The sequence below is a fragment of the Frigoribacterium sp. CFBP 8751 genome, assembly GCF_014841545.1.
Lineage (GTDB): Bacteria > Actinomycetota > Actinomycetes > Actinomycetales > Microbacteriaceae > Frigoribacterium.
In genome coordinates this window covers 278,880-304,576 of sequence record NZ_JACYUB010000002.1, presented here as the reverse complement: position 1 = coordinate 304,576, position 25,697 = coordinate 278,880, and the positions used below count along the sequence as shown (strand labels likewise).

General features: G+C 70.8%; 23 protein-coding genes and 1 tRNA gene. 10 read left to right on the top strand and 14 right to left on the bottom strand.

Features of this window, described 5'->3' with window-relative positions:
* Nucleotides 1–31 precede the first annotated feature (31 nt).
* Nucleotides 32–211, top strand: coding sequence for a hypothetical protein (locus IFT88_RS07250; protein WP_043593989.1), 180 nt, complete (start codon nt 32–34; stop codon nt 209–211).
* A gap of 69 nt (nt 212–280) precedes the next feature.
* On the opposite strand, the gene IFT88_RS07245 is transcribed toward IFT88_RS07250, so the two are convergent.
* Nucleotides 281–1,573 (bottom strand): mechanosensitive ion channel family protein, encoded by a 1,293-nt coding sequence (locus IFT88_RS07245; protein WP_192119747.1) that lies wholly within the window; start codon nt 1,571–1,573, stop codon nt 281–283.
* A 97-nt stretch (nt 1,574–1,670) separates the two neighbouring features.
* Between IFT88_RS07245 and IFT88_RS07240 the strand changes: the two genes are divergently transcribed.
* Nucleotides 1,671–2,450: an alpha/beta hydrolase gene (locus IFT88_RS07240; protein WP_192119745.1), complete on the top strand. Its 780-nt coding sequence runs from the start codon at nt 1,671–1,673 to the stop codon at nt 2,448–2,450.
* 64 nt (nt 2,451–2,514) lie between these two features.
* Here the strand turns inward: IFT88_RS07240 and IFT88_RS07235 are convergent, their stop codons facing one another.
* The 4 genes from IFT88_RS07235 to IFT88_RS07220 form a co-directional block, all read right to left on the bottom strand.
* Nucleotides 2,515–2,754, bottom strand: coding sequence for a hypothetical protein (locus tag IFT88_RS07235; protein ID WP_156155483.1), 240 nt, complete (start codon nt 2,752–2,754; stop codon nt 2,515–2,517).
* Nucleotides 2,755–3,004: 250 nt separating this feature from the next.
* Nucleotides 3,005–3,919, bottom strand: a complete 915-nt coding sequence (locus tag IFT88_RS07230; protein WP_056225736.1) for a glycine betaine ABC transporter substrate-binding protein — start codon at nt 3,917–3,919, stop codon at nt 3,005–3,007.
* A 75-nt stretch (nt 3,920–3,994) separates the two neighbouring features.
* Nucleotides 3,995–4,951 carry an ABC transporter permease gene (locus IFT88_RS07225; protein WP_082452249.1) on the bottom strand — a complete coding sequence of 319 codons (957 nt, stop codon included), beginning with the start codon at nt 4,949–4,951 and terminating at the stop codon, nt 3,995–3,997.
* A complete protein-coding gene (locus IFT88_RS07220; RefSeq protein ID WP_342212099.1) occupies nt 4,948–6,219 on the bottom strand; it encodes a quaternary amine ABC transporter ATP-binding protein in 1,272 nt (423 codons plus the stop codon). The genes IFT88_RS07225 and IFT88_RS07220 overlap by 4 nt, the downstream gene beginning before the upstream one ends.
* A 490-nt stretch (nt 6,220–6,709) precedes the next feature.
* Between IFT88_RS07220 and IFT88_RS07215 the strand changes: the two genes are divergently transcribed.
* Nucleotides 6,710–8,248, top strand: coding sequence for an amino acid permease (locus IFT88_RS07215; RefSeq protein WP_043593995.1), 1,539 nt, complete (start codon nt 6,710–6,712; stop codon nt 8,246–8,248).
* A 378-nt stretch (nt 8,249–8,626) separates the two neighbouring features.
* Here the strand turns inward: IFT88_RS07215 and IFT88_RS07210 are convergent.
* Nucleotides 8,627–8,699 (bottom strand) — tRNA-Lys (locus tag IFT88_RS07210).
* Between the two features lie 97 nt (nt 8,700–8,796).
* Here IFT88_RS07210 and bcp point away from each other — a divergent pair.
* Nucleotides 8,797–9,267 carry a thioredoxin-dependent thiol peroxidase gene (bcp, locus tag IFT88_RS07205; RefSeq protein ID WP_043593998.1) on the top strand — a complete coding sequence of 157 codons (471 nt, stop codon included), beginning with the start codon at nt 8,797–8,799 and terminating at the stop codon, nt 9,265–9,267.
* A 79-nt stretch (nt 9,268–9,346) separates the two neighbouring features.
* Here bcp and IFT88_RS07200 read toward each other — a convergent pair whose 3' ends face one another.
* A complete protein-coding gene (locus IFT88_RS07200; protein WP_043593999.1) occupies nt 9,347–9,802 on the bottom strand; it encodes a hypothetical protein in 456 nt (151 codons plus the stop codon).
* Between the two features lie 168 nt (nt 9,803–9,970).
* Between IFT88_RS07200 and IFT88_RS07195 the strand changes: the two genes are divergently transcribed.
* On the top strand, nt 9,971–10,219 hold the full coding sequence (locus tag IFT88_RS07195) for a WhiB family transcriptional regulator (RefSeq protein WP_043594001.1): 249 nt from the start codon (nt 9,971–9,973) through the stop codon (nt 10,217–10,219).
* A gap of 110 nt (nt 10,220–10,329) precedes the next feature.
* Here IFT88_RS07195 and IFT88_RS07190 read toward each other — a convergent pair whose 3' ends face one another.
* Nucleotides 10,330–11,823: a histidine kinase N-terminal domain-containing protein gene (locus IFT88_RS07190; protein ID WP_192119743.1), complete on the bottom strand. Its 1,494-nt coding sequence runs from the start codon at nt 11,821–11,823 to the stop codon at nt 10,330–10,332.
* Between the two features lie 163 nt (nt 11,824–11,986).
* Between IFT88_RS07190 and IFT88_RS17085 the strand changes: the two genes are divergently transcribed.
* Nucleotides 11,987–12,541 (top strand): Rv3235 family protein, encoded by a 555-nt coding sequence (locus IFT88_RS17085; protein ID WP_249408870.1) that lies wholly within the window; start codon nt 11,987–11,989, stop codon nt 12,539–12,541.
* 82 nt (nt 12,542–12,623) lie between these two features.
* Here IFT88_RS17085 and secA read toward each other — a convergent pair whose 3' ends face one another.
* The 6 genes from secA to mtrA all read right to left on the bottom strand — a co-directional run bounded on the left by secA (nt 12,624) and on the right by mtrA (nt 21,484).
* Nucleotides 12,624–15,470, bottom strand: a complete 2,847-nt coding sequence (secA, locus tag IFT88_RS07180; protein WP_192119740.1) for a preprotein translocase subunit SecA — start codon at nt 15,468–15,470, stop codon at nt 12,624–12,626.
* Between the two features lie 199 nt (nt 15,471–15,669).
* Complete coding sequence (gene hpf / locus IFT88_RS07175; RefSeq protein WP_056225716.1) at nt 15,670–16,374, bottom strand: ribosome hibernation-promoting factor, HPF/YfiA family; 705 nt, start codon at nt 16,372–16,374, stop codon at nt 15,670–15,672.
* A gap of 117 nt (nt 16,375–16,491) precedes the next feature.
* Nucleotides 16,492–17,229, bottom strand: a complete 738-nt coding sequence (locus tag IFT88_RS07170; protein WP_137846606.1) for a phosphoribosyltransferase family protein — start codon at nt 17,227–17,229, stop codon at nt 16,492–16,494.
* A gap of 102 nt (nt 17,230–17,331) precedes the next feature.
* Nucleotides 17,332–19,029 (bottom strand): LpqB family beta-propeller domain-containing protein, encoded by a 1,698-nt coding sequence (locus IFT88_RS07165; RefSeq protein WP_192119731.1) that lies wholly within the window; start codon nt 19,027–19,029, stop codon nt 17,332–17,334.
* Nucleotides 19,022–20,785, bottom strand: coding sequence for an MtrAB system histidine kinase MtrB (gene mtrB, locus IFT88_RS07160; protein ID WP_192120171.1), 1,764 nt, complete (start codon nt 20,783–20,785; stop codon nt 19,022–19,024). The genes IFT88_RS07165 and mtrB overlap by 8 nt, the downstream gene beginning before the upstream one ends.
* 18 nt (nt 20,786–20,803) lie before the next feature.
* Entirely contained in the window at nt 20,804–21,484 is a 681-nt protein-coding gene (gene mtrA, locus IFT88_RS07155; RefSeq protein WP_043594311.1) for an MtrAB system response regulator MtrA, read from the bottom strand.
* Nucleotides 21,485–21,633: 149 nt separating this feature from the next.
* Here mtrA and IFT88_RS07150 point away from each other — a divergent pair, with 149 nt between their 5' ends.
* From IFT88_RS07150 to IFT88_RS07135, 4 genes are all read left to right on the top strand, one after another.
* On the top strand, nt 21,634–22,857 hold the full coding sequence (locus tag IFT88_RS07150; RefSeq protein WP_192119729.1) for a hypothetical protein: 1,224 nt from the start codon (nt 21,634–21,636) through the stop codon (nt 22,855–22,857).
* Nucleotides 22,854–23,492 carry a DUF4129 domain-containing protein gene (locus tag IFT88_RS07145; protein ID WP_192119727.1) on the top strand — a complete coding sequence of 213 codons (639 nt, stop codon included), beginning with the start codon at nt 22,854–22,856 and terminating at the stop codon, nt 23,490–23,492. Before IFT88_RS07150 ends, IFT88_RS07145 begins: the two co-directional genes overlap by 4 nt.
* Nucleotides 23,489–24,673 (top strand): DUF4350 domain-containing protein, encoded by a 1,185-nt coding sequence (locus IFT88_RS07140; protein WP_192119725.1) that lies wholly within the window; start codon nt 23,489–23,491, stop codon nt 24,671–24,673. Before IFT88_RS07145 ends, IFT88_RS07140 begins: the two co-directional genes overlap by 4 nt.
* A gap of 70 nt (nt 24,674–24,743) precedes the next feature.
* A complete protein-coding gene (locus IFT88_RS07135) occupies nt 24,744–25,697 on the top strand; it encodes an AAA family ATPase (RefSeq protein WP_043594313.1) in 954 nt (317 codons plus the stop codon).

Below are 25,697 nucleotides of genomic sequence, written 5' to 3'. Positions count from 1 at the left end.
CGTGGTCGAAACGACCCCTGGGAGCCCCACCGTGCGCAAATTCCTCTTCAACGGCGCGATCATCAGCGCGATCTTCTCCGGCATCAGCCTCCTCAAGAGCCTGAGCGCCGGGCCGCGTGACTGGCGCCTCGCCCTCATGGCGATCAGCTGGGCGGCGTCCACCGCGATCGCCGTGGGCAACGTCATCGAGGCCGCGAACGACGACGACTGACGTCCGCCGAGACACCGAGGAGGCGCGTCCCGCTCTGGCGGGGCGCGCCTCCTCGTCCGTGTGGTCGCCTCAGCGACGCCCGTCGACGCCGGGCGTCGGCCCGGCCGGGTCGCCGTCGGGACGGCCGACGGGCGAGCCCCCGGGCCGGCCCGCGACGTGCGGGTCGTGTTCCGCCTCGGCGCCGAGCGAGGCCTCGTACTCGGCGATGTCGTGGATCGGGATGGCCGCCGTGAACAGCGCGGTGCGCTCGGAGTCCGCGTTGTCGCCGCTGAACAGACCGGAGGCGTCCGACGTCGAGCGGGGAGCCCGCCCGGTCGGCACCGGTTCGGCCTCGACCATCTGCACCCGCGTCCGCGGGATCGACTGCGGGCTCTTCGCGTGCAGCCAGGCGATGAGGTCCTCGCGGACGAGACAGCGCAGGTCGAACAGGGTCGGGGCGTCCTTCGCCGTGACCAGCACGCGGACGCGCACGTAGCCGGCCTGGGCGTCGGTGACCTGCAGCACCTTGGTGCGCCCGTCCCAGAGGTCGGTGCCCGCGAGGATCACGTCGAGCTCCTTCCGCATGGCGCCCGGGTCGACGCGCCAGTCCAGGTCGAACTCGACCGCGCCGAGCAGCTCGCTGTTGCGCCGCGTCCAGTTCTCGAACGGCGTGGTCGTGAAGTAGGTCGACGGCAGCACGAGTCGGCGGTCGTCCCAGACGTGCACGACCACGTACGAGAGCGTGATCTCCTCGATCAGGCCCCACTGCCCCTCGACCACGACGACGTCGTCGATGCGGATCGCGTCGCTGAAGGCCAGTTGGATGCCGGCGAAGACGTTGGCCAGCGTCGACTGAGCCGCGAGGCCCGCGACGACCGAGACCAGTCCCGCGCTGGCGAGGACGCTCGCGCCCACCGCCTCGACGCCCGGGAACCCGAGCAGCACGGTGCCCGCGGCGAGGATCACGATCAGGGCCACGGTCAACCGGCGCAGGATGAGCACCTGCGTCCGGACGCGACGGGCCACCCGGTTGTCGGGGGTGTCGACCCGGTAGCGCGACAGACCGAGGTCCTCGAAGAAGATCGCGAGGGCACCCACGAACCAGGCCACGACGACGATGATGGCGCACCGGAAGGACTGCGAGACCCAGCCCTCCCCCGGGTAGTCCGCGGGCAGCAGCGAGTCGAACGACGTGGTCAGGGCGATGACGAGCAGCACGACGAGCAGCGTCGCGCGGAACGGGCGACGCATGCGCTTCACGAACGCCTGCGCCCACTCCTTGCGCTTCGCGACCACTCCGACGACCGCACCGACCACGGCCGAGACGACGAAGGTGAGGACGACGGCGGCGACGAGCGAGATGACGAGTTGTATCCAGGGCATCCCCCGAGCCTGACGCATGACGCACGGCTCCGTCCCGGCTCGACCCTGGGACGATGGAACGGTGAGACGATCCACAGCTTCCCGTCACGAGTCCGCCATGCCGTCGACGCCCCTGCGTCACCGGTCACGACGACGACGCGTGCTCAAGGGGGTGGCCCTCGGGCTGTTCGCGGTCGTGGTGCTCGCCGCCACGGGGTTCTTCGTCTGGGCCAAGACGCCGATGTCGGCGACGGCCGCCTCGCTCGCCTCGGTGTCCGCCGACGACCGGGTCGAGGTGACGAGCAGGCCCGACACGGTCGTGATGCGACCGGCCGAGACGACCCCCACCGGCCAGGGTCTCGTCTTCGTCGCCGGCGCCCGGGTCGACCCGCAGGCCTACGAGCAGACCTTCGCGGGGCTCGTCGCCACCGGCGTCACCGTCGTCGTCGAACGACCCACTCTCGGGTTCGGCATCCTCGACCCCCGTCCGTTCTCGACCTTCACCGACCTCGCCCCCGAGGTCGACACGTGGGCCGTCGGTGGCCACTCGCTCGGCGGCGTGCGCGCCTGTCAGTACGCCGCCGACGACCGGACGGTGGACGCGCTGGTGCTCCTCGGCTCGTACTGCGCGACCACCGATCTCTCGGACGACGACCAGCTGGCGGTCCTGAGCATCGGGGGTTCCGAGGACGGCCTGAGCACCCCGGCGAAGATCGCGACGTACCGTGACATGCTGCCGGGCAGCGCATCGGTGGTCGAGATCGACGGGTCGAACCACGCGCAGTTCGGCAGCTACGGCGAGCAGTCGGGCGACGGTTCGGCCACCATCTCGGACGAGGAGGCGCGCGATCGGATCACGCGCCAGCTCACGTCGTTCTTCGCCGGCGTCGGCGGCTAGGCTCCCGGGCGTCCGTCCGGCCTGACCGAGGAGCCGCTCGAGGGCGGCCCGGCGTGGCGGTGGATCAGATCGAGCGCTTGCGCTGCCGCAGGGCCTCGAGGGCGAGCCCCTCGGAGGGATACCGCCCGACGACCTCGCCCCAGCGGGGGTCGGCGCCGCGCAGCGCGACGAACGTGCCCTGCTCGGCCCGGACGTGGCCGAGCACGCGGTCGGGGGTCGACACCTGGACGAGGTCGGACGAGATGGTGCGCGTGATGACGCGGGCCATTCTCCTCAGGACGTCGGTCGGTGCGGTGGTGCTCACGTCTGGTGCCTCTCGTGCTGCAGGTGCGGGTGCTGCGGGGGCGTCTCGGTGACGTCCGTCGACGACGCTACCCGCGCCTCCCGGGGTGTGACCTCGGGGTTGCCTGTGCGTCGGATGTCGTCCGGCTGTGGTTTCACCCGGCTGCGTCACCCACCGACGGGTCCCGGTCCCGGCACCCCGCCGGTCGCCCGGCACGACGTCGCCCCGGTCGAGCGGGGCTCGGCCGGGGCGACGTCGTGCCGGGATCGGATCAGCTGGTGAGGCCGTCGACGTAGTCCTGGTTCTCGGAGATCCACTTCTCGACGACGGGGGCGTAGTCGTCGCCGTCGACCTCGTCACCGTTGAACATGGCGTTCTCGAGCGAGGACAGGGTCTCGGTGTCCATGTCGAAGCCCTGCAGCCACTCGGTCAGCTGCGGGAAGTTCGCCGTGAAGCTCTTCCCGCCGAAGGAGTGGATGCCCTCGGCGTCGCCCAGGGTGCCCTCGGGGTCGGCGAGGTCCTTGATCGGGAAGGCGTCGTAGGCCCAGTGGGGGCTCCAGAGCGTCACCGCGATGTTCTCGCCCGCATCGGTCGCGCTCTTCAGCTCGGTGAGCATGGCGGCGGTCGACGAGGTCTGCAGCTGCATGTCGTCCAGGCCGTAGGTCGGGATCGTCTCGTCCTGGACCGCGGCGGTGAGGCCCGCCCCCGGCTCGATGCCGACGATCTTGCCACCGAACAGGTCGGCGTTGGCCGCCAGCTCGTCGAGCGAGTCGATCGGGGCGTCCTCGTTCACGGCGACCGCGAGCTTGGCGCCGTCGTTCCAGGCGCCGAGGTCGGTGAGGTCGTCACCGTACTGCTCGATGTACGAGGCGTGGGTCGTGGGCAGCCAGGTGTCGAGCACGACGTCGTAGTCGTCCGTCGTGAGGCCGCTGTAGACGGGAGCGACGTCGGCCGGCTTGAGGTTGACCGTGTAGCCCTTCTCCTCGAGGACGGTCTTCCACAGCCAGGAGGCCGCGATGCCCTCGTCCCAGCCGTTGAACACGGCGAGGTCGACGACGGCCTGGTCGCCGTTGTCGAGGGTCTCGCCCTCGGCCGACGAGCTGCTGCCGGGAGGCGAGCAGGCGGCCAGTCCGAGGACGGCGGTGGTGCCGAGGGCGATCGATGCGGCGATGGTGCGCTTCTTCATGTGGTCCTTTCGGGTGGTGCAGGAGGCGCGGGTCGGGTGGGTACGTGGTGCTCCCGTCCCGCAGGTGGTCGGGGTCTAGGCCGAGGCCGTCGCGGGTTCGCGGCGGTCGGCCGGGGGCAGGGGCTGCTCGGCCTCCGCGCGGTCGGGAGCCGGGGTCGGAGGAACGGACCGGCGGTTCTGCGCCCTGGCCAGCCGCCGACCGCGACGGTCGGACCCGAGGGCCGCCGTCATGCGGTCGAGGACGATCGCCAGGATGACGACCGAGACTCCGGCTTCGGCGCCCAGCCCCACGTCAATGCGGTTGAGGCTCGCGACGATGTCGCCGCCCAACCCGCCCGCGCCGACCATGCCGGCGATGACGACCATCGACAGCGAGAGCATGATGACCTGGTTGACGCCGGCCATGATGCTGGGCTTCGCGAGCGGCAGCTGGATCTGACGCAGGATGCGCCACGGCGACGAGCCGAATGCCTGGCCGGCCTCGACCACCTCTTTGTCGACCCCGCGGATGCCGAGCTCGGTCAGGCGGACGCCGGGGGCCATCGCGAAGACGATGGTCGCGACGATGCCGGGCACGACGCCGACGCGGAACAGCAGCAGGGCCGGGATCAGGTAGACGAAGGCGGGCGTCGTCTGCATGAAGTCGAGCACGGGCCGGATGATCTGCGACGCCACGGTCGACTTCGCGGCGAGCACGCCGAGGGGGATGCTCAGAGCGATCGCGAGCGTGCTGGCGACGAGCACGAGGGCGAGGCTCGACATCGCGTTGTCCCACTGGTTGACCGTGCCGATGAACAGCAGGCCGACGGCCGTGCCGACCGAGAACTTCCAGCCCTTCGCGACGAAGGCGAGGGCCGCGATCACGATGACGACCGCCCAGAACGGAGGCGCGCTCAGGAAGTACGCGACCCACTCGTAGAAGAACGTGAAGACCAGGCGGACGACGTCGAAGAAGCCGCCGAGGTTGGTGGTGATCCAGTCGACGACGTCCGAGACCCAGGAGCCGAAGGGGATGCGGAGGTACTCGTTCATCGGGTTGCTCCTTCGAGGGTGGCGTCGAGCTCGACGTCCGAGATGCGGGTGACGGGCTCGAGCACGGGGATGGGCGAGGTGGTCGTGTCGACGTTGCCGAGCGCCGCGAGCAGGGTCACGCGCGGGATGACGCCGAGCAGACGGTCGGCGCCGTCGACGACGGCGATCGGCAGCGGGCTCTCGACGGCCAGCTCGAAGAGGTCGACGAGGGCCGCCTCGGGCCCGACCTTCGAGAACTCGGCGTTGACGATGGCCGCGAGGTCGGTGTCGTTCGCCTTGACCTGGCGCATGACGTGTCGGTCGCGCACCCAGCCGAGGAGCTTGCGGTCGCGGCCGGTGACGAACAGGGCGGCGGTCTGCAGGTCGCGCAGTGACCGCAGGGCGCCCCGCGGGCCGACCGTGAGCGGGACGACCGCCCGGGCGGGCTCCATGACGCTGGCCGCCGTGAGGACCCGGGCCCGGTCGACGTCCTGCACGAACTGGGCGACGTAGTCGTTCGCGGGGTCGGTGAGGATGTCCTCGGGCGTGCCGATCTGCACGATGCGGCCGTCACGCATCACGGCGATGCGGTCCCCGAGGAACATCGCCTCGTTCAGGTCGTGGGTGATGAAGACGATCGTCTTGCCGAGCTTCGCCTGCAGCTCGACGAGCTGCTCCTGCATCTCGCGGCGGATCAGCGGGTCGAGGGCCGAGAACGCCTCGTCCATCAGCAGGATGTCGGTCTCGGCGGCGAGGGCGCGGGCGAGGCCGACGCGCTGCTGCATGCCGCCCGAGAGCTGGCTCGGCAGCTTGTCCTCCCAACCCGCGAGGCCGACGATCTCGGTGACCTCCCTAGCCTTCGCCAGACGAGCCGCCTTCGCGACCCCCTGCACCTCGAGGCCGTAGGCGACGTTGTCGATGACGGTGCGGTGCGGCAGCAGTGCGAAGTGCTGGAACACCATCGACACGTTCTGCCGTCGCACCTCGCGGAGCCGCTTGGCCGGGACGTCCGAGATCGCGGAGCCCGCGACCTCGACCGAGCCGGACGTGGGCTCGAGCAGGCCGTTCAGCATGCGGATGAGGGTCGACTTGCCCGAGCCGGACAGCCCCATCACGACGAAGATCTCGCCGGGCTGGACGTCGAACGACGCGTCGATGACGGCGGCGGTGCCGAGGCCTGCGGCCTCGGAGCGGGAGGCACCCGCCTCGAGTCGGGCGACGGCGTCCTTGGGTCGGCGGCCGAACACCTTGTACAGGTTCCGGGCACGCACGGCAGGCGTAGTGGTCACAGGTGTCTCCAGGCACGCCGAGAGGGCACCGGCCGCTCGGGCCGGCTCGCCGTCGGCGGCGATCGGGTCGGGCGAACGGGTCGACGACGCGTGCGGACCGTGTCGGCTCAAGCCCACCGTGGAACCACGGGGCGAACCTGTCCTCCGCCGGGTCGGTCATGGGACCGGACCCTCGCGCCACCAGACCGTACGACGACCGGAACCCGAACTGGTCGGACCATCGGTCGGCGCGTCCTGATGATGACGGGCCCGGTCTCCCGGGCCTCCACGACCGTAGCCGACATCCGTCGTCCATCCGAATTGCGAACCGGCCCGACCACGCCTCCGGCGTACCCCGGTCACGGTGCGTCCCGGCGTGTCGCCCATGTCTGCGGGCTCGTCGATCGTCACCCATTCGTTACCCGCATGTGAATCGGCACCGCGCCTCCTGGGGGTTCGCCTGTCTCGCGACGGTGATGCGGACGAAACCGATAGGGGCTACGGTCGACCGATGACGAGTCCCACGAACGGGGGCGGCGACGCCTCCACCGAGACGCACCTCCCGCAAGACTTCTCGCACGAGCAAGAGGGCTTCCAGCACGGTCTCAAGCCGCGTCAGCTGCAGATGATCGCCATCGGCGGGGCGATCGGCACGGGGCTCTTCCTCGGAGCCGGCGGCCGTCTGGCCTCGGCCGGTCCGGCTCTCGCGATCGTGTTCGCGATCTGTGGCGTCTTCGCGTTCTTCATCCTGCGGGCCCTCGGCGAACTGGTGCTGCACCGCCCATCGTCGGGGTCGTTCGTCTCGTACGCCCGCGAGTTCTTCGGTGAGAAGTTCGCCTACGCGGCCGGGTGGATGTACTTCCTGAACTGGGCCATGACGGCCATCGTCGACGTCACCGCGGTCGCCCTCTACCTGCACTACTGGTCGGCGTTCACCGCGGCACCCGACTGGTTGCTGGCCCTGGTGGCCCTCGCCGTGGTGCTCTCGGTCAACCTGCTGGCCGTGAAGGTCTTCGGCGAGATGGAGTTCTGGTTCGCGATCATCAAGGTCGCAGCCCTCGTGGTGTTCCTCGTGGTCGGCGTGGTGTGGCTCGCGGCGGCTTTCCCCGTCACACACGACGGTGCCGCGGTCGACACCGGTTGGGGACTCGTGGCGTCGTCGGGCATCCTGCCGAACGGACTGCTGCCGGCCGTGATCGTGGTCCAGGGCGTCGTCTTCGCCTATGCCGCGATCGAGTTGGTGGGCACGGCGTCGGGCGAGACCCAGAACCCGGAGAAGGTCGTGCCCCGCGCGATCAACACGGTCATCATCCGCATCGCGGTGTTCTACGTCGGGTCGCTGGTGCTGCTGTCGCTGCTGCTGCCCTACACGGCCTACAAGGCCGGCGAGAGCCCCTTCGTCACGTTCTTCGGCAGCATCGGCAGCCCCGAGGTGGGCGACATCGCGGGGTCGATCATGAACTTCGTGGTCGTGACGGCGGCGCTGTCGAGCCTGAACGCGGGCCTCTACTCGACCGGTCGGGTGCTGCACTCGATGGGCATGAACGGTTCGGCCCCGAAGTTCACGACGAAGATGTCGAAGGGCGGGGTGCCGTTCGGCGGCATCCTGCTGACCGCGAGCATCACCCTGCTGGGCGTGGTGCTGAACGCCATCGTCGGGGCGAACACGGCGTTCGAGATCGTGCTGAACATCGCGTCCCTGGGCATCCTGACCGCCTGGGGCACGATCATCCTCTGCCAGATGCGACTCCGTCAGTGGGCCAAACAGGGCAAGGCGAAGGAGCCCTCGTTCAAGCTGCCGGGTGCGCCGGTGACGAGCTATCTGACGCTGGCCTTCCTGGCCGCGGTCGTCGTCCTGATGGCGATCGACTGGCCGATCGGGTCGTTCACGGTCATGTCGCTCGTCGTGATCATCCCCCTGCTGATGCTCGGTTGGCACCTGCAGCGCGACCGCATCCTCGCCGCCGCCCGCCTCCGTGAGGGCATGACGGGCCCCTACCCCGTGACCGGCCGCGACGCCGCCTCGCAGGTCCCCCGCGACGGCCAGTAGCCTCACCCCATCGGACGCAGGAGGCGCGGGCAGACCGTCAAGGTCATCCGCGCCTCTGCCGTGTCCCCGTCCCCGTGCCGCGACGAGTGAGCCGACGGCATCTCCCTGACGAGCGAAGCAACGACACCCCCGTGCACCCCGTGACGAGCGAAGCAACGACACCCCCGTGACGAGCGAAGCAACGTCACCCCCCTGACGAGCGAAGCAACGTCACCCCCGTGACGAGCGAAGCGACGTCACCCCCGGGCAACGGCGACCTGGCGGGTCCGGCTCGCTCCCCGTGCAGGGTGGGCCGCGGTCCGCGGAGCGGACCAGACCCACACGACGAAAGAATCCCCCGGTTCTGCGAAGCAGAACACGGGGGACCCAATTCTTTCGTGCACCCCCTCGGACTTGAACCGAGAACCCACTGATTAAGAGTCAGTTGCTCTGCCAATTGAGCTAGAGGTGCGTGCTGCGATCTCTCGCAACGACGGTCAACACTAGCATGAGATCTGACCCACTCAGAACCACCGGCGCCGTCCGCGGCGCCCGCAGATCGGAGCACCATGTCCACGAAGCTCGAGAAGGGCGCTGCCGCGCCGACGTTCACCCTCGACGACGAGAACGGTTCGCCCGTCTCGCTCGCCGACTACTCGGGGCAGAAGGTCATCGTGTACTTCTACCCGGCGGCGTCCACGCCGGGCTGCACGACGGAGGCGTGTGACTTCCGCGACAACATCAACTCGTTGAAGTCCTCGGGCTACCAGGTGCTGGGCGTCTCGAAGGACGAGCCCGGCGCGCTGCAGAAGTTCAAGGACGAGCAGGGGCTGAACTTCCCGCTGCTCAGCGACCCCGAGCTGACGGTCCACCAGGCGTACGGCGCCTACGGAGAGAAGAACAACTACGGCCGCATCGTGACGGGCACGATCCGGTCCACGTTCGTGGTCGACGAGCAGGGTGGCGTCGAGCTGCCCCTCTACAACGTCAAGGCGACGGGGCACGTGGCGTCGCTCCGCAAGAAGCTCGGCCTCGACTGACGCCTGTCGTCGACGCGAACGCAGGAGGCGCGGTGCCGGTCCTCGGGGCCGGCACCGGCCCTCCTGCGTTCGAGGACCGTCAGTAGACGTGCGGCTCTTGATCGCGGGCCGAGGTGGCGGCGACCACGGACGGCACGAGCAGGAGGACGACGACCGCGACGGCCGGCACGAGGAGCGCGAGGCCGATGGTCGGGTTCGCGAAGACGCCCTGCAGGCTGCCGATGCCGACCGCGAACTGCAGCACCTGCCAGACGATCGCCGCTCCACGGATCCAGGCTCGACCCCGCAGGGTCCCGACGACGATGGACGCCAGCCAGGCGGTCGCCAGCAGGGTCAGCACGAAGATCGCGACGGCCGAGGGATACGAGTCGGGGCGCGCCACGAGCAGCTCGACGAGCAGGAACACCGCCGTCGCGGCGACGAGCAGGAACTCGGCCGCGAGGAGCACGATCACGACCCAGAGCAGGGCGGGTCGACGGGCCTCGGCAGACCGACCGGTCTCGTCTCGGGGGCCGTCAGGGCCTGCTGTGGTCACGTGTGAGCCTCCGAAAAATCCTTGATTTGGCCGTACCAGTATGCGACCATATTCGAGGTCGAAGTGACGCGCACATTGCGGTGCGCGCCTCCCGCATTCTTCTCTTTCCCCATCCCGAACCAGGCGCTTCGACGTGCCTGGTTCTGCACTTTTAAGGAGTACCCATCGATGGATTGGCGCGACAAAGCCGCTTGCCTGCAGGCTGACCCGGAGCTCTTCTTCCCCGTCGGCAACACGGGTCCCGCCGTCGACCAGATCGACAAGGCCAAGGCCGTGTGCGGGCGCTGCACCGTCACCGAGACCTGCCTGCAGTACGCGCTCGAGACGTCTCAGGACTCGGGCGTCTGGGGCGGTCTGAGCGAAGACGAGCGTCGTGCGCTCAAGCGTCGCGCCGCTCGCGCCCGCCGCGCCAGCTGATCCCTCGTCGACCGCTTCCGGCGGACGACCTCCGGCCCCTCGGCCGATGACGAAGCCCGGCACCTGATCACAGGTGCCGGGCTTCGTCGCGTCCGGAGGTACGCACGAGGTCAGGGCTGGGTGAGCCACCGGAACGGGATCTCGATGGTGACCTCGGTGCCGTTGCCGACGAGGGTGTGCCAGTCGATGGTGCCGCCGAGCTCACCCTGGATCAGCGTGCGAACGATCTGGGTGCCGAGGCCCGCGCCGACCTTGCCCTCGGGCAGGCCGACGCCGTTGTCGCGCACCTTGACCGTGAGCTCTTCGGCCCGGCGGTCGGCGACGATCTCGACCTCGCCGTCGCGGCCGTCGAGACCGTGCTCGACGGCGTTGGTCACGAGTTCGGTCAGCGCGAGGGCCAGGGGCGTCGCGTACTCGCTCGGCAGGGCGCCGAAGCTGCCCGTCATGGTGGGGCGGACCGTCGTGTTGTGGCTCGACGCCACCTCGGCGATGAGCATGAGCACCCGGTCGAAGACGGTGTCGAAGTCGACGTTCTGGCTGAGCCCCTCGGACAGCGTGTCGTGCACGACGGCGATCGACTGCACGCGGCGCATGGCCTGGGTCAGCGCCTCGCGGGCGACGTCGGTACGGGTGCGTCGGGCCTGGATGCGCAGCAACGAGGCAACCGTCTGCAGGTTGTTCTTGACCCGGTGATGGATCTCACGGATCGTGGCGTCCTTGGTGATCAGCTCGCGCTCCTGGTGACGCAGCTCGGTCACGTCGCGGCAGAGCACGATCGCCCCGACGCGCTCACCGCGGTCACGCAACGGGATCGCCCGCAGCGACACCGTGACCCCCCGCGCCTCGATGTCGGTGCGCCAGGGCGCCCGACCCGTGACGACCAGCGGCAGGGACTCGTCGATCACGAGCTTGCCGGCGAGCAGCCCGGTGGTGACCTCGGCCAGCGACTCGCCCTCGAGCTCGCCGGCGAATCCCATGCGGTTGAACGCCGACAGGCCGTTGGGGCTCGCGAAGGTCACCATGCCGTCGACGTCGAGACGCAGCAGCCCGTCGGAGGCGCGGGGTGCACCTCGTCGCGGACCCGTCGGAGCCCCGAGGTCGGGGAAGTCACCGGCGGCGATCATGGCGAAGAGGTCATTGGAGCACTGGTTGAAGGTCAGCTCTTGGCGGCTCGGAGTGCGGGCCTCGCTGAGGTTCGTGTGCCGGGTGATGATCGCGATCGGCGCGTCGGTGACGTCGGGTCGGCTGGCCCCCAGGCGCCGGAGCACGGGCACGGCCCGGACGCGCGTGGGCGTCTCTTCGTACCAGTCGGGTGCGGCGGAGTCGACGATGCGGGTCGTCGTGAAGGCTTGCTCGATCTGCTCGCGCCACTCGGGGCGCACCTCTTGTCCGACGAAGTCACGGTAGAACAGCGTGGCCGAGCTCGACGGACGCGCGTGGGCGACGGCGACGAAGCTGCCGGCCTGTGTGGGCACCCAGAGCACGATGTCGGCGAAGGCGAGGTCGGCGAGCAGCTGCCAGTCCCCCACCAGCAGGTGCAGCCATTCGACGTCCACCTCGCTCGAGAGGCCCTGGGCGAGAACGAGATCACTGAGCGTCGACACCCGTTCAGTCTAGGTCGACGACCCGTCCGGGGACGTCGGTCGCCTCCGAGCACGACCGCATGCCGGCGAATTCTCCACAGACCGTCGAGTCGGTCTGGTTTAGGCATCTCACATGTCATATCTTCTAGTCATGCCCGGACGCACGTGAACAGGAAGACTGCCCATGCCCTCGAACACCCACGCCCTCGCCCTTGCCGAGCCCCTCGGGCCCCCAGCACCACCTCGCCCGCACCTGAGGCCCGTGCCGCCGCTCGGCGACCCGGGCCGGGCGGAGCCGACCGCTCCGGCATCGGCCCCCATACCCGACGGTCGCCCGTCCGGCACCAGATCCCACGTCCGACCCGTCCCACCGGCCGGCACCCCGTCCGAATCACCGTTCCCCGACGATCCGGACCTGCTCGTCGAGAACCTGGTCCGCTGCGTCGTCGAGATCCTCGCCGGGGCACGTGAGCTCGACCAGGTCTCGCGGTGGGTCACCGAAGACGTCTACCGCACCCTGCACAAACGCGTCGTCCTGGCAGCCCGGGCCCGATCGGCCCACGGCACCCGTGCACAGAGACCGGTGTTCACGATCGGCAGCATCCGGTCGAGCTCGCCCGCCGACGGGGTGATCGAATCCGTCGTCGTCCTGCACGGGCGCGGTCGCAGTCGGGCGGTCGCCGTCCGTCTCGAGACCTACGACAGCCGGTGGCGAGCAGCCGCCGTGCACGTGCTCTGACGGTCGACCGAGACCCTCGTGACAGACGATGCGCCCCCGAACCAGGCTCGGGGGCGCATCGATCGTCGGTCGGACGAGGTGATCAGCGGGTCTTCTTGCCGGACGCCCGACGCTCAGCCCGGTTGACCGGCGCCTCGGAGCCACCGGTCTTCTGGCCGAAGGCGCCGACCTTGCCGTCATCCGTCTGACGGGCAGCCGGGCCGCCGGCAGCCCGTGCCGCGGCGATCTCGGGCGATTCGGAGCGCTCAGCCTCGTCTTGGGCCTTCTGTGCCTTGGCGGTCGCGCCCTTCTCGAGCTGACCGCGCTGGTTGCGCACCTCGACCTCGCCGTCGATGTTGGGAGCAGAGTAGGCGAGCTGCGCCTGCGGCTGCTTCTCGGCCTCGAGCCCCTTGGCCGCGATGACCGGCGCCTCGGCGGCACCGACCTGGCCCTGTACCTCGACCTCGAGGTTGAAGAGGAAGCCCACGGTCTCTTCGCGGATCTGCCCCATCATGCTCTGGAAGAGCGCGTAGCCCTCGCGCTGGTACTCGACGAGCGGATCGCGCTGGGCCATGGCCCGGAGACCGATGCCGTCCTTCAGGTAGTCCATCTCGTACAGGTGGTCCCGCCAGCGACGGTCGATGACCGACAGCACGACTCGACGCTCGAGCTCGCGCATGGCGGGCTCGCCGAGGGTCTCGGTGCGCGCGTCGTAGGCGACCTTGGCGTCGGAGAGGATCTCTTGACCGAGGAACGCCCGGGTCGCCTTGCCCTTCGAGCCGGCCTCGGTGATGACCTCGTCGATGGTGATCGAGATCGGGTACAGGGTGCCCAGTTCGGTCCAGAGGGCGTCGAGGTCCCAGTCGTCGGGACTGCCGTCACCCGTGTGCTGGTCGATGACCTCGTTGACGACGTCCTCGAGGAACTTCTGGCTGCGATCCTTCAGATCGTCGCCCTCGAGGATGTGTCGACGGTCACCGTAGATGGCCTCGCGCTGACGGTTGAGGACGTCGTCGTACTTCAGCACGTTCTTGCGGATCTCGGCGTTGCGCGACTCGACCTGCGACTGAGCGGAGCGGATGGCCCGCCCGACGATCTTGTTCTCGATCGCGAGGTCGTCGGGCACGTTGCCGCGGCCCATGAGGGATTCGGCGGCACCCGAGTTGAACAGGCGCATCAGGTCGTCGGTCAACGACAGGTAGAAACGGCTCTCGCCGGGGTCACCCTGACGACCCGACCGACCGCGCAGCTGGTTGTCGATGCGACGGGACTCGTGACGCTCGGTGCCGAGGACGTACAACCCGCCCGCCTCGACGACCTTCTCGGCCTCTTCTTGCACGGCGGCCTTCTGGGCGGCGAAGACGTCGTCCCACGCGGCCTCGTACTCGTCGGGGGTGTCCACCGGGCTGAGCCCCTTGGCGTTCATCTCGGCGACGGCGAGGAACTCGGCGTTGCCGCCGAGCATGATGTCGGTACCGCGACCGGCCATGTTGGTGGCGACGGTCACGGCACCGGCACGACCGGCCTGGGCCACGATGGCCGCCTCTCGAGCGTGGTTCTTGGCGTTCAGAACCTCGTGCTTGACGCCCTTCTTGGCGAGCAGTCGGGAGAGGTACTCGCTCTTCTCGACGCTGGTCGTGCCGACCAGCACGGGCTGACCCTTCTCGTGCCGCTCGACGATGTCTTCCACGACCTGGTCGAACTTGCTCGTCTCGTTCTTGTAGACGAGGTCGGTCTGGTCGATGCGCTGCATCGGCCGGTTGGTCGGGATGGGCACGACCCCGAGCTTGTAGGTGCTCATGAACTCGGCGGCCTCGGTCTCGGCCGTGCCGGTCATGCCGGAGAGCTTCTTGTACAGGCGGAAGTAGTTCTGCAGCGTGACCGTCGCGAGGGTCTGGTTCTCGGCCTTGACCGACACGCCCTCCTTCGCCTCGATGGCCTGGTGGATGCCCTCGTTGTAGCGGCGCCCGCTGAGGATGCGGCCGGTGTGCTCGTCGACGATCAGCACCTCGCCGTTGATGACCACGTAGTCCTTGTCACGCTTGAACAGGGCGTCGGCCTTGATCGCGTTGTTGAGGAACGAGATGAGCGGGGTGTTCGCCGACTCGTACAGGTTGTCGATGCCGAGGTAGTCCTCGACCTTCTCGATGCCGGGCTCGAGCACGCCCACGGTGCGCTTCTTCTCGTCGACCTCGTAGTCGGTACCCGACACGAGACGCCGGGCGATGGTGGCGAACTCGGTGAACCAGCGGTTGGCCTCGCCGGACGAGGGACCCGAGATGATGAGCGGCGTGCGGGCCTCGTCGATGAGGATCGAGTCGACCTCGTCGACGATCGCGAAGAAGTGGCCTCGCTGCACCATGTCCTGCGCCTGCCAGGCCATGTTGTCGCGGAGGTAGTCGAACCCGAACTCGTTGTTGGTGCCGTAGGTGATGTCGGCGGCGTACATCTCGCGACGCTCGGCCGGGGTCTGACCCGACAGGATGCAGCCGGTCGTCATGCCGAGTGCACGGAACACGCGCCCCATCAGCTCGGACTGGTAGCTCGCGAGGAAGTCGTTGACCGTGATGACGTGCACGCCGCGGGAGGCGATGGCGTTCAGGTACGCCGCCGTGGTGGCGACGAGGGTCTTGCCCTCACCGGTCTTCATCTCGGCGATGTTGCCGAGGTGCAGCGCCGCGCCACCCATCAGCTGCACGTCGAAGTGGCGCAGTCCCAGGGTGCGCTTCGACGCCTCACGGACGGCGGCGAAGGCCTCGGGCAGCAGGTCGTCGAGGGACTCACCCGAGGCGTAGCGCTCGCGCAGCTCGACCGTCTCGTTGCGCAGCTCGTCGTCGGTGAGGGTCGTGAAGTCGTCCTCGAGCTCGTTGACCGCCTTGGCGTAGGCCTTCAGCTTGCGCAGCGTGCGGCCCTCGCCGACGCGGAGGACCTTCTCGAGGACGTTGGCCACTGGTGTGCTCCCATGTGTTCGGTCGAACCCGCGGAACGCTCCGCGGTCTCGCTGAGGTGATCCGCATCGGAGCACCGAGGTGTCGACGGTCCGTCCTGGACCGGCCCACGATCTTAGCAAGCGTAGTGGCCGACCCCCTGGGAGGCGGCAGGGACGTGCCCGCGCCTCCCGGGGTGTCGGCCGCCGGATGCCTCGGGGGTCAGTTCACCAGGCCCGCCCGCAGCGCCGTCGCGGTCTCTTGGAGGTCGGGCGAGTCCTGGTCGAGCCCGATCACGCCGTAGTCCCAGCCCTTGCGCCGGTACACGACGCTCGGGCGCTCGGTCTCGGCGTCGATGAAGAGGTAGAAGTCGTGACCGACGAGCTCCATGTAGTAGAGCGCGTCGTCGACCGACATGGGCGTCGACGCGAAGACCTTCTCGCGGATGACCACGGGGCAGTAGTCCTCGTCGAGCTCGTCGTCGGGGGCCTCGTCGCCCACCACCGTCACGGCCCCGGTGCGGACCTGGTCGAGCGTCTCGGCCGCTGCGGGCGTGACGCCGACACCGCTGAAGTCGGCCGTGGCGGCCTCGCGCAGGGACGTCGGTCGGTGTTGCCCACGATGGATCTTCTGCCGGTCCTTCGCCCGGCGCACCCGTTCGAGGAGGCGACCGATCGCGAGATCGAACGCCGCGTACTTGTCGGCGGCCGTGGACTCGGCCCGCACGAGGGGGCCGGGGCCGATCAGGGTGATCTCCACCCGGTCGTCGCCCGCCTGCCCGCCGGACTTCTCGTGATGCCGCGACACCTTGACCTCGAGGGCCAGGGCCTTCGTGGCCAGCGCGGCGACCTTGTCTGCCTTCTCGGTGGCGTACTCGCGGAAACGATCGGTGATGCCGACGTTTCGACCCGTGACGGAAATTTCCATGACGACCTCCTGTGGCTATCGACGTGCCGCCTGTCAGCCAGGCGGATGTCCTTTCACGCCTTTCGCCCCACCGTAGCCACCCGGACACCCCCGTGTCACGCACCGTTCACCGTTCGCTCAGGGGCCACCTCGGCTCGACCGCAACGGGGTGGCGGCGAGACAGGCCGCACCGACCACGACCGCGCCCCGGGCGGCCAGCGCGCGCCGCGCCTCCTGGAGGGTGCCGCCGGTCGTCACGACGTCGTCGACGAGGACGACACGCGACCCCGAGAGATCGCGGGTGACGCGCAGACTGCCCTCGCGTCCGCTGAGACGCTGCTGCCGGTCGCGGCCCTTCTGGCCGCCGCCGGCCCGCGCCGTCGGCACGAGGAGGCGGGTGCCGGCCACGAGGCCGAGCCGGCGCAGCACGACGTCGACCGGGTCGTAGCCCCGCCGACGCCGCCCCCGTCGCGACGACGGCACCGCGACGACCAGCAGCGGCCGATCGCCCGGGCCCCCGTCGACGGCGGGTGCACCCTCGGCCGTCGCGTGGCGGGCACAGCACTCGAGGGCGGCGGCGAGGGCCGGGGCGAGCACCTCGGCCAGGCGCACCCGACCGCCGTTCTTGAAGGCCAGCACGACACCCCGCGCCTCGAAGGCGTAGACGAGTCCGGCGAAGACCGGGAGCCCGTCGGGCAGGTCGACCCGGACGACCTCGGGGACGAGTCGACGCCGGCAGTCGTCGCACAGACCGACGTCGGCCCTCCGGCACCCCGCGCACGAGACGGGTGACACGACGGACAGCGCCTCGCGGCCGGCCCGCGCGAGGGCGTCCCGCACGACGTGGACCGGACGGGGACGCGAGGGCCGGGGCATGCCGACAGCGTGGACTCCCCCGGGCGCGTACACCGTGCCTCCGTCGTCCGTGGTGGACGGCCGTCCGGCGGCCCGTCCTGGGGAGGAGTCCTTCCCCGGGTGTCAGCGCTGTGTCGCCACCAGGTCGGCCGTCAGCCCCGTCGCCTGCCAGCTGCTGCCCCGGGGTTCGAGCACGTCGCCGTCGGCACCCAGCAGCAGCAGACGGTCGAAACCGTTGCCGCCGACGATCGCGACCGCCTCGCCGGACGGGCGGCCGGCGCTCGACGAGTCCCCGCCGACCTCGGACATCGTCACGCGCGACGACTCGCCGACGGAGGTCAGGACGGCGACGGTCAGTTGATCGGCCCAGGTCGCGTCGACGGGCGCGCCGTCCGGAGCCGACAGCTCGAGGGGCTGGCCCAGCCGGAGCGGGACCCCGTCGGCGTCCCGCACGACGGCGGCCACGAGGAGGCGCGACTCGCCCTGGTCGTCGAGCAACAGCAACGCGCGGGTGCCGTCGCGCGAGATGCGGAACGTCGTGACGCTCGGACCCGCCGGCAGCGACGCCACCACCGGGTGGGGCGTGCCGTCGAGCGCGTACGCGGTGAGACTCGACGGGTCGTCGGCGACGACCGACCAGACGAAGCCCGCGTCGTCGAGCGAGGGGGCGACCAGTCCGGTCCGGGCGTCGACCAGCCGGGCTCCTCCCGAGGCCGTGACGGCGTACGTGCCCGACGAGGTGCCGACGGCGGCGCTCGTCTGGTCCGCCGACAGCTCGACCGACCGGGGCCGGAGGGCCTCGACCGCGTCCGAGAGCCCCGGGAGCCGGCTCGTGGCACTCGTGGTGGCGAATCCGAGCACGCCCTCGGTCAGCACGAGGGGCCGGGCGTCGACCGCGGGGTCACGCACCGGCACGGGCTGCTGCATGGCCGGCACCGACAGCGGGGCACCCTCGACGCTGAGCTCGACGGCCGTCACGGTCGCGAGGGTCGAGAAGCTCGCCAGCAGCTGGGCCTGCATCCGGGCCCGGGCGTCGGGCGTCGCCTCGAGGGCGTCGGCGGTGAGGTCGACACGGGCCGTCCCGTCGTCCACGGTGATGGCCGTCAGCGACAGCTGGGTCCCTTCGGGGAAGGCCGAGACCACGGCGCCCTGCAGCCAGTCCGACGGCCCGTCGAGCAGCGCCGTCGCGAGGCGCGTGCTCGTCGACGACCGGGCGAGGAACCACCGTTCGTCCGGCACGAGATAGGTGAACGTGGGGTCGTAGAAGTAGGCGGCGTGCGACCGGAAGACCGAGTCGAAGGTGGCCGGCGAGAGGATGATGCCGTCGGGGGCGTCGCTGATGCGCCACTCGCCGCCCTCGCGGACGAACGAGAACGCCAGGGACGTCGTCGTCGACGACGTGGCCGGGGTGTAGTGCCCCGCCGAGTCGACCGTCGCCGAGCCCACGAAGGCGTAGTCGAGCGTCGACCCGCCGACCCGCGAGGTCGACCCGACCCCGGGGCGGATGGTGACGCTGGCCCGCGGTTCCCACTCGTCGGCGAAGCCGGCACTGAGGAACTGACGCGCCACCCCGTAGTTGTCCTGGGACCCGGTGCCCGCCGAGAGGAAGTCCCGCAGGAGCCTTTCTTGCGAGCTGCCGGCGACGGGACCGTTGGGCCGGAAGACGAAGTCGCTCACCACGTCGTCGCTCACGGTGTCGCCTCGCTGCACCTGACCGCCGTCGGGGATGCCCACGCACCCGGTCAGGGCGATCGCGGCGGTCACGAGGGCCGCCAGCACCGCCGACCGACGGCCCCACGCGTTCCGTCGCCGTTCAGTCATCGTCGACTCCCCTCTGCGACGACGACAGGGTCGACGAACCCGGCGCCTCGACGGCCGGGACCGAACCCGACCACGGTTCGCCCGTCACCGGGACGGTCGTCTCGCCCCGGCGGTCCGGCGGCACGACCGGCAGGGGCGACCCCTCGATGCGACCGCCTGCCACGCGGGGCAGGGTGACGACGAACCGGCTGCCCGACCCCGGCTCGGACCAGACCTCGAGCCGGCCGCCGTGCAGGGCCGCGTCCTCGAGGCTGATCGCCAGGCCCAGCCCCGTGCCCCCGATCGTGCGCTTGCGGGAGGGGTCGGCCCGCCAGAACCGGTCGAACACCCGTGCGGCGTCGGCGGGGCTCATGCCCACGCCGTTGTCGCGCACGGCCACCGCGACGGCCGTGGCGTCGCTGTCGACCTCGACCTCGATCGGCCGACCCTCGCCGTGCTCGATCGCGTTGCCCAGCAGATTGCGCAGGATGCGGCGCAGCCGTCGCGGGTCGATCTCGGCCTCGAAGTACCCACCCCGGGCGACGACCGACACGACGCTGCCGGATTCGGCGGCGAGGGGACCGAACTCGTCGACGCCGTCCTCGACGAGACGCACGACCGTGACGGGCTCGGTCTCGAGTTCGACGGCACCCGCGTCGAACCGCGAGATCTCGAGCAGGTCGGCGAGCAGGAGCTCGAACCGGTCGACCTGGGTGTGCAGCAGCTCGGCCGTGCGGGCGGCCGAGGGCGTGAACGAGGTGCGCTGGTCGTAGAGCACGTCACCGGCCAGACGGATCGTGGTGAGCGGCGTGCGCAGTTCGTGCGAGACGTCGCTGACGAAGCGTTGTTGGACGCGCGACAGTTCGGCCAGTTGCGAGATCTGGCGCTGCATGGCGTCGGCCATCCCGTTGAACGAGCGCCCGAGCGTGGCCACGACGTCCTGCCCCTTCTCGGGAATGCGTTCTTCCAGATGTCCGGCCGCGATCTTCTGACTGGTCTCGGCCGCCGTGCGGATGGGACCCACGACCAGACGGACGACGAGGTAGGTGATCGCACCGATCAACAGCACGAGAGCGAGCGAGCCGATGCCGAGCGTCCGCTGCATCAGGTCGAGCGTGGCCTGCGCGTCGCTGAGGTCGTAGACGAGGTAGAGCTCGTACTGGCCCGCGGTGGGTACCTGCAGGGTCGAGCCGACGGCGATGCCCGGCGAGCCGCCGCCCAGCGACGTCGGGGGCAGCGACACCGACTGCATCGAGAGGCGACCGTCGTCCGCCGCCACCGCCTCGCGGAGGGCCGGCGAGATCACGGAGTCCGGGAAGTCGGGGCTGGCGATGTTCTGGATGGTCTGCGGACTGTTCTGCCCCGGGGTCCGGAGGATGGCGATGCTCGTTCCGCCCGGACTCGAGGTCGAGCCCAGGATGGCGGTCTGGGCCTCGTTCTGCAGGGCGTCGAGCTCGACCTGGTTGGCGTCCTCGGTGGCCGTGGCCGAGTCGAAGATGTTCTGCGCCAGCAGCGTGGCCCGCACGCTCTCGGCCTCGACCTGCTCTCGGCGTTGGTCGTAGAGGCTCGTGCCGATGGTCACCGAGATGAGCGTGCCGATGACGGTGACGGCGACGGTCGACAGCACCACCGTGAGCGCGACGGTGCGGAACGACAACGACGACCGCCAGAACCCGACCACACGGGTCGGCCACGTGCGCCAGGCCGGCGCGCGCCACGACCACGGCCCGCCCGACCGGGCGGGCCCGCCCTGGTCGGGCCCCGCGACCGTCGACACGAGCGCCACCCGACCGGGCTACGAACCCGCGCCGGCGCGGTACCCGACGCCGCGCACGGTCGTGACGATGCGGGGCGCGTCGGGGTCGTGCTCCACCTTCGCGCGCAGCCGCTGCACGTGGACGTTCACCAGCCGGGTGTCGGCTTTGTAGTGGTAGCCCCACACCTGCTCGAGCAGCATCTCGCGCGTGAAGACCTGTTGCGGCTTCGAGGCGAGCGCGAGCAGCAGCTCGAACTCGAGCGGGGTCAGGGCGATCGGCGTGTCACCGCGTCGCACCTCGTGTGCCGCGACGTCGAGGCGCAGGTCGCCCACCGTGAGCACGTCGTTGGTCGGCTCGGTGGCCGGGCGCAGCCGGGTGCGGATGCGCGCGACGAGCTCTTTCGGGTTGAACGGCTTGACGACGTAGTCGTCGGCCCCGCTCTCGAGACCCCGGACCACGTCGGCGGTGTCGCCCTTGGCGGTCAGCATGATGATCGGCACACCGCTCTCGGCACGGATGAGGCGACAGACCTCGATGCCGTCGAGGCCCGGCAGCATCAGGTCGAGCAGGACGAGGTCGGGTGAGGCCTCGTGGAAGGCCTCGAGGGCGCCCGCGCCGTCGCCGCAGAAGTGGGGGTCGAACTCGTCGGCGCGTAGGACGATGCCGATCATCTCGGCGAGCGCCGGGTCGTCGTCGACCACGAGGATGCGCGGGTTCATGTTCTCCGTCTGGGCTGGGCCGCTCGGGAGGCGGCACGTCAGGACAGATTAGTGCAGGAGGCGCGCATCGGCTGGCAGCGCCCGGTCCGGTGTGGAAACATGAACACACCCGTGAGGACGACCTCACGGTCAGGACGACCAGGGGGACCATGACCGATCCGAACACCTGGAGCACACCGGGGGGCGACACGTCCCCGCCGCGCTGGGGCGAGCGCGTCGACCCGTCGTCCGACGGCTCCGTCCCCGCCGGGCCCGCATCCGTGCCCGTGGCGCCCCCGGGCGGGTCCACCCCGCCGCCGGCCCCTGGCTGGGCCCCGCCGCCGAGACCCGGCCTCGTGCCGCTGCGTCCCCTGACCTTCGGCGAGATCCTGGGCGCCTCGTTCCAGGTCTTCCGCCGCAATCCGCGCACCACGTTCGGCACGGCCCTGTTGTCGCAGGTCGTCCTGCTCGTGGTGACCGTGGCGATCACCGGCGGCAGCGCCTTCCTCGCCTTCGGACGGGTCGAACAGGCCCTGCCCCGCGACCGTGACGCGGTGCTGGCCGGCGCCGTCGCCATCGTGGCCGCGTCGGCTCTCGTGCCGATCGCCCTGCAGGTGATCGTCACGGCCCTGCTCCAGGGGCTCTTCGTGCTCGAGACCGCTCGTCAGACGCTCGGGGAGAAGCTCCGACTCGGCGGCCTCTGGGCGCTGGCCAAGGGCCGTCTGGGGACGCTCGTGGGCTGGTCCGCCCTGCTGACCGCCGCCTACGTCGTGGCGCTGGCCCTCGTGGCGGGCGTCGTCGTCGTGGGCGTGGCCCTCGGTTCGGGCCCGAGCATCGCCGTCGGCGTCGGGGTCGGGGTCCTGCTCGGGCTGGGCCTCCTCGTGCTCGGCGTGTGGCTGACCGTCAAGACCTGCCTCGTTCCGAGCGCGATCATGCTCGAGCGGATGACGCTCGGCGCGGCGGTGAGGCGCTCATGGGCGCTGACCCGCGCCTCCTTCTGGCGGACCTTCGGCGTGATCGCACTGGTGTTCCTCATGATCCAGGTCGCCTCGCAGGTCGTCGCGACGCCCTTCTCGGTGCTGTTCAGCGTCCTGACCAGCACGCTCGCGCCGACGGGCGACGTCACCGATCCGACCTTCCTCGCCCTGACGGCGGGCACCTACGCGGTGACCCTGGGCATCACGGCGGTCATCGGCGCGATCGGCTCCGTCCTCCAGGCGGCGTCGGCCGGTCTCGTCTACGTCGACCGGCGCATCCGCACCGAGGGGCTCGACCTCGAACTCGTCCGCTACGTCGAGCGCGGGGGCCGGTCGACCGAGGGGCAACCCGATCCGTACCGCACGCCCGAGGCCCCGCTCGCCCCGACGACGCACCCGGGAGCACCCCGCTGGTGAGTCCCCTGCCCTTCGCCGCGGGGCCCCCGCTGACCCCCGACGCCGACGACGCCCGGCGCGAGGTCCTGCGCGAGCTCACCGGGCCCGAGTACGTGGCGGCGCAACCGTCCTGGCTCGACCGCGCGGCGCAGGCGTTCTGGGACTGGCTCGGTTCCATCCGGTTCGGGGGGACGGAGGGGGCGCCGGCGGTCGCGGCGATCGTGCTGCTCGCAGTCGTCGTGGTCGTCGTCGTGGTCGTGCTGCTCGTCTACGGGGTGCCGCGGCTCAACCGACGGTCCGCCCGTGACCTCGTCCTCTTCGGCGACGACGACGTCCGTGACAGCGATGCCATGCGTGCCGCGGCCCGCGAGGCCGCCTCCCGGGGCGACCTGACGCTCGCCGTCGCCGAGGCCTTCCGGGCGATCGCCCGCTCGCTGGCCGAGCGGGGCGACGTCGCGGTCTCCCCCGGCACCACCGCCCGCGACGTGGCCCGCCGGGCGGGCGACGTCTTCCCCGACCTCCGGGCCGGGTTCGCCGACGCCGCCACCGCCTTCGACGGCGTCCGCTACCTCGACCGCCCCGGCACCGACGAGGCCTACCAGGCCGTCGTCGAGCTCGACCGGCGTGTGGCCTCGTCCCGGCGGGTGGACGCGTGACCGTCACCGCGCCCTCCGCCGAGACCGGCACGGTCTCGACCCCCACCGTCACGGCGATGCTCCGACGTGCCCGGTTCTGGGCAGCCCTCGCCCTCGTCCTGGCGCTCGGCGTCGCGGCCACACTCCTCGTCGGCTCGGGCTCGGGCGAGGGGCGCGCCCTCGGCCCCGCGAACGCCGCCCCCGGTGGGGCGAAGGCACTGGTGGAGGTGCTCGGCCGGCAGGGCGTCGACGTGACCGTGACGACCACCCTCGGCGACACCCTCGACCGGCTCGAGGCCGGCGACGGCACGCTCCTCGTCGACGACGCCTCCGGGTTCCTGGTCGGCGACCAGTGGCGGCGCCTCGCGACGGCGACCTCGAACCTCGTGCTCCTCTCCCCCGGGTCCGCCGCACTCGACAGCGTGGCCCCGGGCGTCTCGACGGCCGCCCCGGTCGAGGACGGCACGGCCGCGCCCGCCTGCACGTCGCCGGCCCTCGGACAGGCGTCCCGGGTCGACGTCGCGGGTGTCGCCTACGCCGTCGACGCCCCGGGTGCCGTCCGTTGCCTCCCGTCCGACGACGGTTACGGTCTCGTCGAGCTCGACGACGGTGGCACGAAGGTGTCCGTCCTGGGTGCCACGGGCGCGTTGACCAACGGCGCCATCGCGACGGACGACGACGCGGCCTTCGCACTCGCCCTGCTCGGCGGGTCATCCGAGCTGACCTGGTACCTGCCCTCGGCCGGCGACCTGCCCGAGGGCCAGGGCACGCTCGCCACGCTCACGCCTCCGTGGGTGACGCCCTCGCTGGCGGTCCTGCTCCTGGCCGGAGTGGCCGCCATGGTGTGGCGGGGTCGACGCCTCGGTGCCCTCGTCGTCGAGCGACTGCCGGTGACCGTCAAGGCGTCCGAGACCACCGAGGGTCGCGCCCGGCTCTACGAACGGTCCGGGCAGCGCCGCCACGCCCTCGACCAGCTCCGCATCGGCACGTTCGGGCGACTCGCGCGAACGACGGGCCTGTCGTCGACCGCCTCGGTCGACGAGGTCGTCGCCCGGGTGGCCGCGCTCACCTCGGCCGACCCGCGGGGCCTGCGGTACGTGCTCGTGGACGCCGACCCGGCCGACGACCGCGAGCTCGTCTCGCTGAGCGACAGCCTGCTCGACCTCGAGCGCGAGGTGCGACGGGCGGTGGCTCCGTCGTGACCCGACCCGCGCCTCCTGGGCCTCGTCCGTCCGTCCCCGCATCGATCCCCACCCCGGAAGTGACCACCAGATGAGCTCAGAACTGCAGCAGACCTTCGCCCGAGTCCGAACCGAGGTCGGGAAGGCCGTCGTGGCCCAGGACGGCGCCGTGACGGGCCTGATCGTCACCCTGCTGGCGCAGGGGCACGCCCTGCTCGAGGGCGTCCCCGGCGTGGCCAAGACCCTGCTCGTGCGCGCACTCAGCCACTCGCTGTCGCTCGACACCGCACGGGTGCAGTTCACGCCCGACCTGATGCCCGGAGACATCACCGGGTCGCTCGTGTACGACGCGAAGTCGGGCGAGTTCGAGTTCCGCGCCGGCCCGGTGTTCACCAACGTCCTGCTCGCCGACGAGATCAACCGCACACCGCCCAAGACGCAGTCCGCGCTGCTCGAGGCCATGGAGGAGCGCCAGGTCTCGGTCGACGGGGTCAGTCGCGCACTGCCGACGCCGTTCCTGGTCGCGGCGACCATGAACCCCGTCGAGTACGAGGGCACCTACACGCTGCCCGAGGCCCAGCTCGACCGGTTCCTGATGAAGCTCACCCTCGACCTGCCGCCGCGCGAGGCCGAGGTCGAGGTGCTGAACCGCCACGCCGCGGGCTTCTCACCCCGCGACCTGCGGGCCGCCGGCGTCACCCCGGTGCTCGGCCCCGACGACCTCGCCCGCGCACAGGCCGAGGTGGCCCGCGTCGGTGCCTCCCCCGACGTGCTCGCCTACATGGTCGACCTGGCCCGGGCCACACGCGAGAGCCCGTCGGTGAAGATCGGCGTGAGCCCCCGCGGGTCCACGGCCCTGCTCGCCGCCTCGAAGGCGTGGGCGTGGCTGACCGGCTTCGACCACGTCACGCCCGACCACGTCCAGGCCATGGCCCTGCCCGTGCTGCGGCACCGCCTGCAGCTACGCCCCGAGGCCGAACTCGAGGGCGTCGACGCGGACGGCATCGTCCGCTCGGTGCTGCAGCAGGTCCGGGTGCCGCTCTAG

What these genes read in the sequence shown, in the direction of transcription:
- IFT88_RS07245 (WP_192119747.1), bottom strand. Translation starts at nt 1,573, where the DNA reads ATGCCCTGGATACAACTCGTCATCTCGCTCGTCGCCGCCGTCGTCCTC.
- IFT88_RS07240 (WP_192119745.1), top strand. Translation starts at nt 1,671, where the DNA reads ATGCCGTCGACGCCCCTGCGTCACCGGTCACGACGACGACGCGTGCTC.
- IFT88_RS07230 (WP_056225736.1), bottom strand. Translation starts at nt 3,919, where the DNA reads ATGAAGAAGCGCACCATCGCCGCATCGATCGCCCTCGGCACCACCGCC.
- IFT88_RS07225 (WP_082452249.1), bottom strand. Translation starts at nt 4,951, where the DNA reads ATGAACGAGTACCTCCGCATCCCCTTCGGCTCCTGGGTCTCGGACGTC.
- IFT88_RS07215 (WP_043593995.1), top strand. Translation starts at nt 6,710, where the DNA reads ATGACGAGTCCCACGAACGGGGGCGGCGACGCCTCCACCGAGACGCAC.
- bcp (WP_043593998.1), top strand. Translation starts at nt 8,797, where the DNA reads ATGTCCACGAAGCTCGAGAAGGGCGCTGCCGCGCCGACGTTCACCCTC.
- IFT88_RS07195 (WP_043594001.1), top strand. Translation starts at nt 9,971, where the DNA reads ATGGATTGGCGCGACAAAGCCGCTTGCCTGCAGGCTGACCCGGAGCTC.
- IFT88_RS17085 (WP_249408870.1), top strand. Translation starts at nt 11,987, where the DNA reads ATGCCCTCGAACACCCACGCCCTCGCCCTTGCCGAGCCCCTCGGGCCC.
- hpf (WP_056225716.1), bottom strand. Translation starts at nt 16,374, where the DNA reads ATGGAAATTTCCGTCACGGGTCGAAACGTCGGCATCACCGATCGTTTC.
- IFT88_RS07170 (WP_137846606.1), bottom strand. Translation starts at nt 17,229, where the DNA reads ATGCCCCGGCCCTCGCGTCCCCGTCCGGTCCACGTCGTGCGGGACGCC.
- IFT88_RS07165 (WP_192119731.1), bottom strand. Translation starts at nt 19,029, where the DNA reads ATGACTGAACGGCGACGGAACGCGTGGGGCCGTCGGTCGGCGGTGCTG.
- mtrA (WP_043594311.1), bottom strand. Translation starts at nt 21,484, where the DNA reads ATGAACCCGCGCATCCTCGTGGTCGACGACGACCCGGCGCTCGCCGAG.
- IFT88_RS07150 (WP_192119729.1), top strand. Translation starts at nt 21,634, where the DNA reads ATGACCGATCCGAACACCTGGAGCACACCGGGGGGCGACACGTCCCCG.
- IFT88_RS07135 (WP_043594313.1), top strand. Translation starts at nt 24,744, where the DNA reads ATGAGCTCAGAACTGCAGCAGACCTTCGCCCGAGTCCGAACCGAGGTC.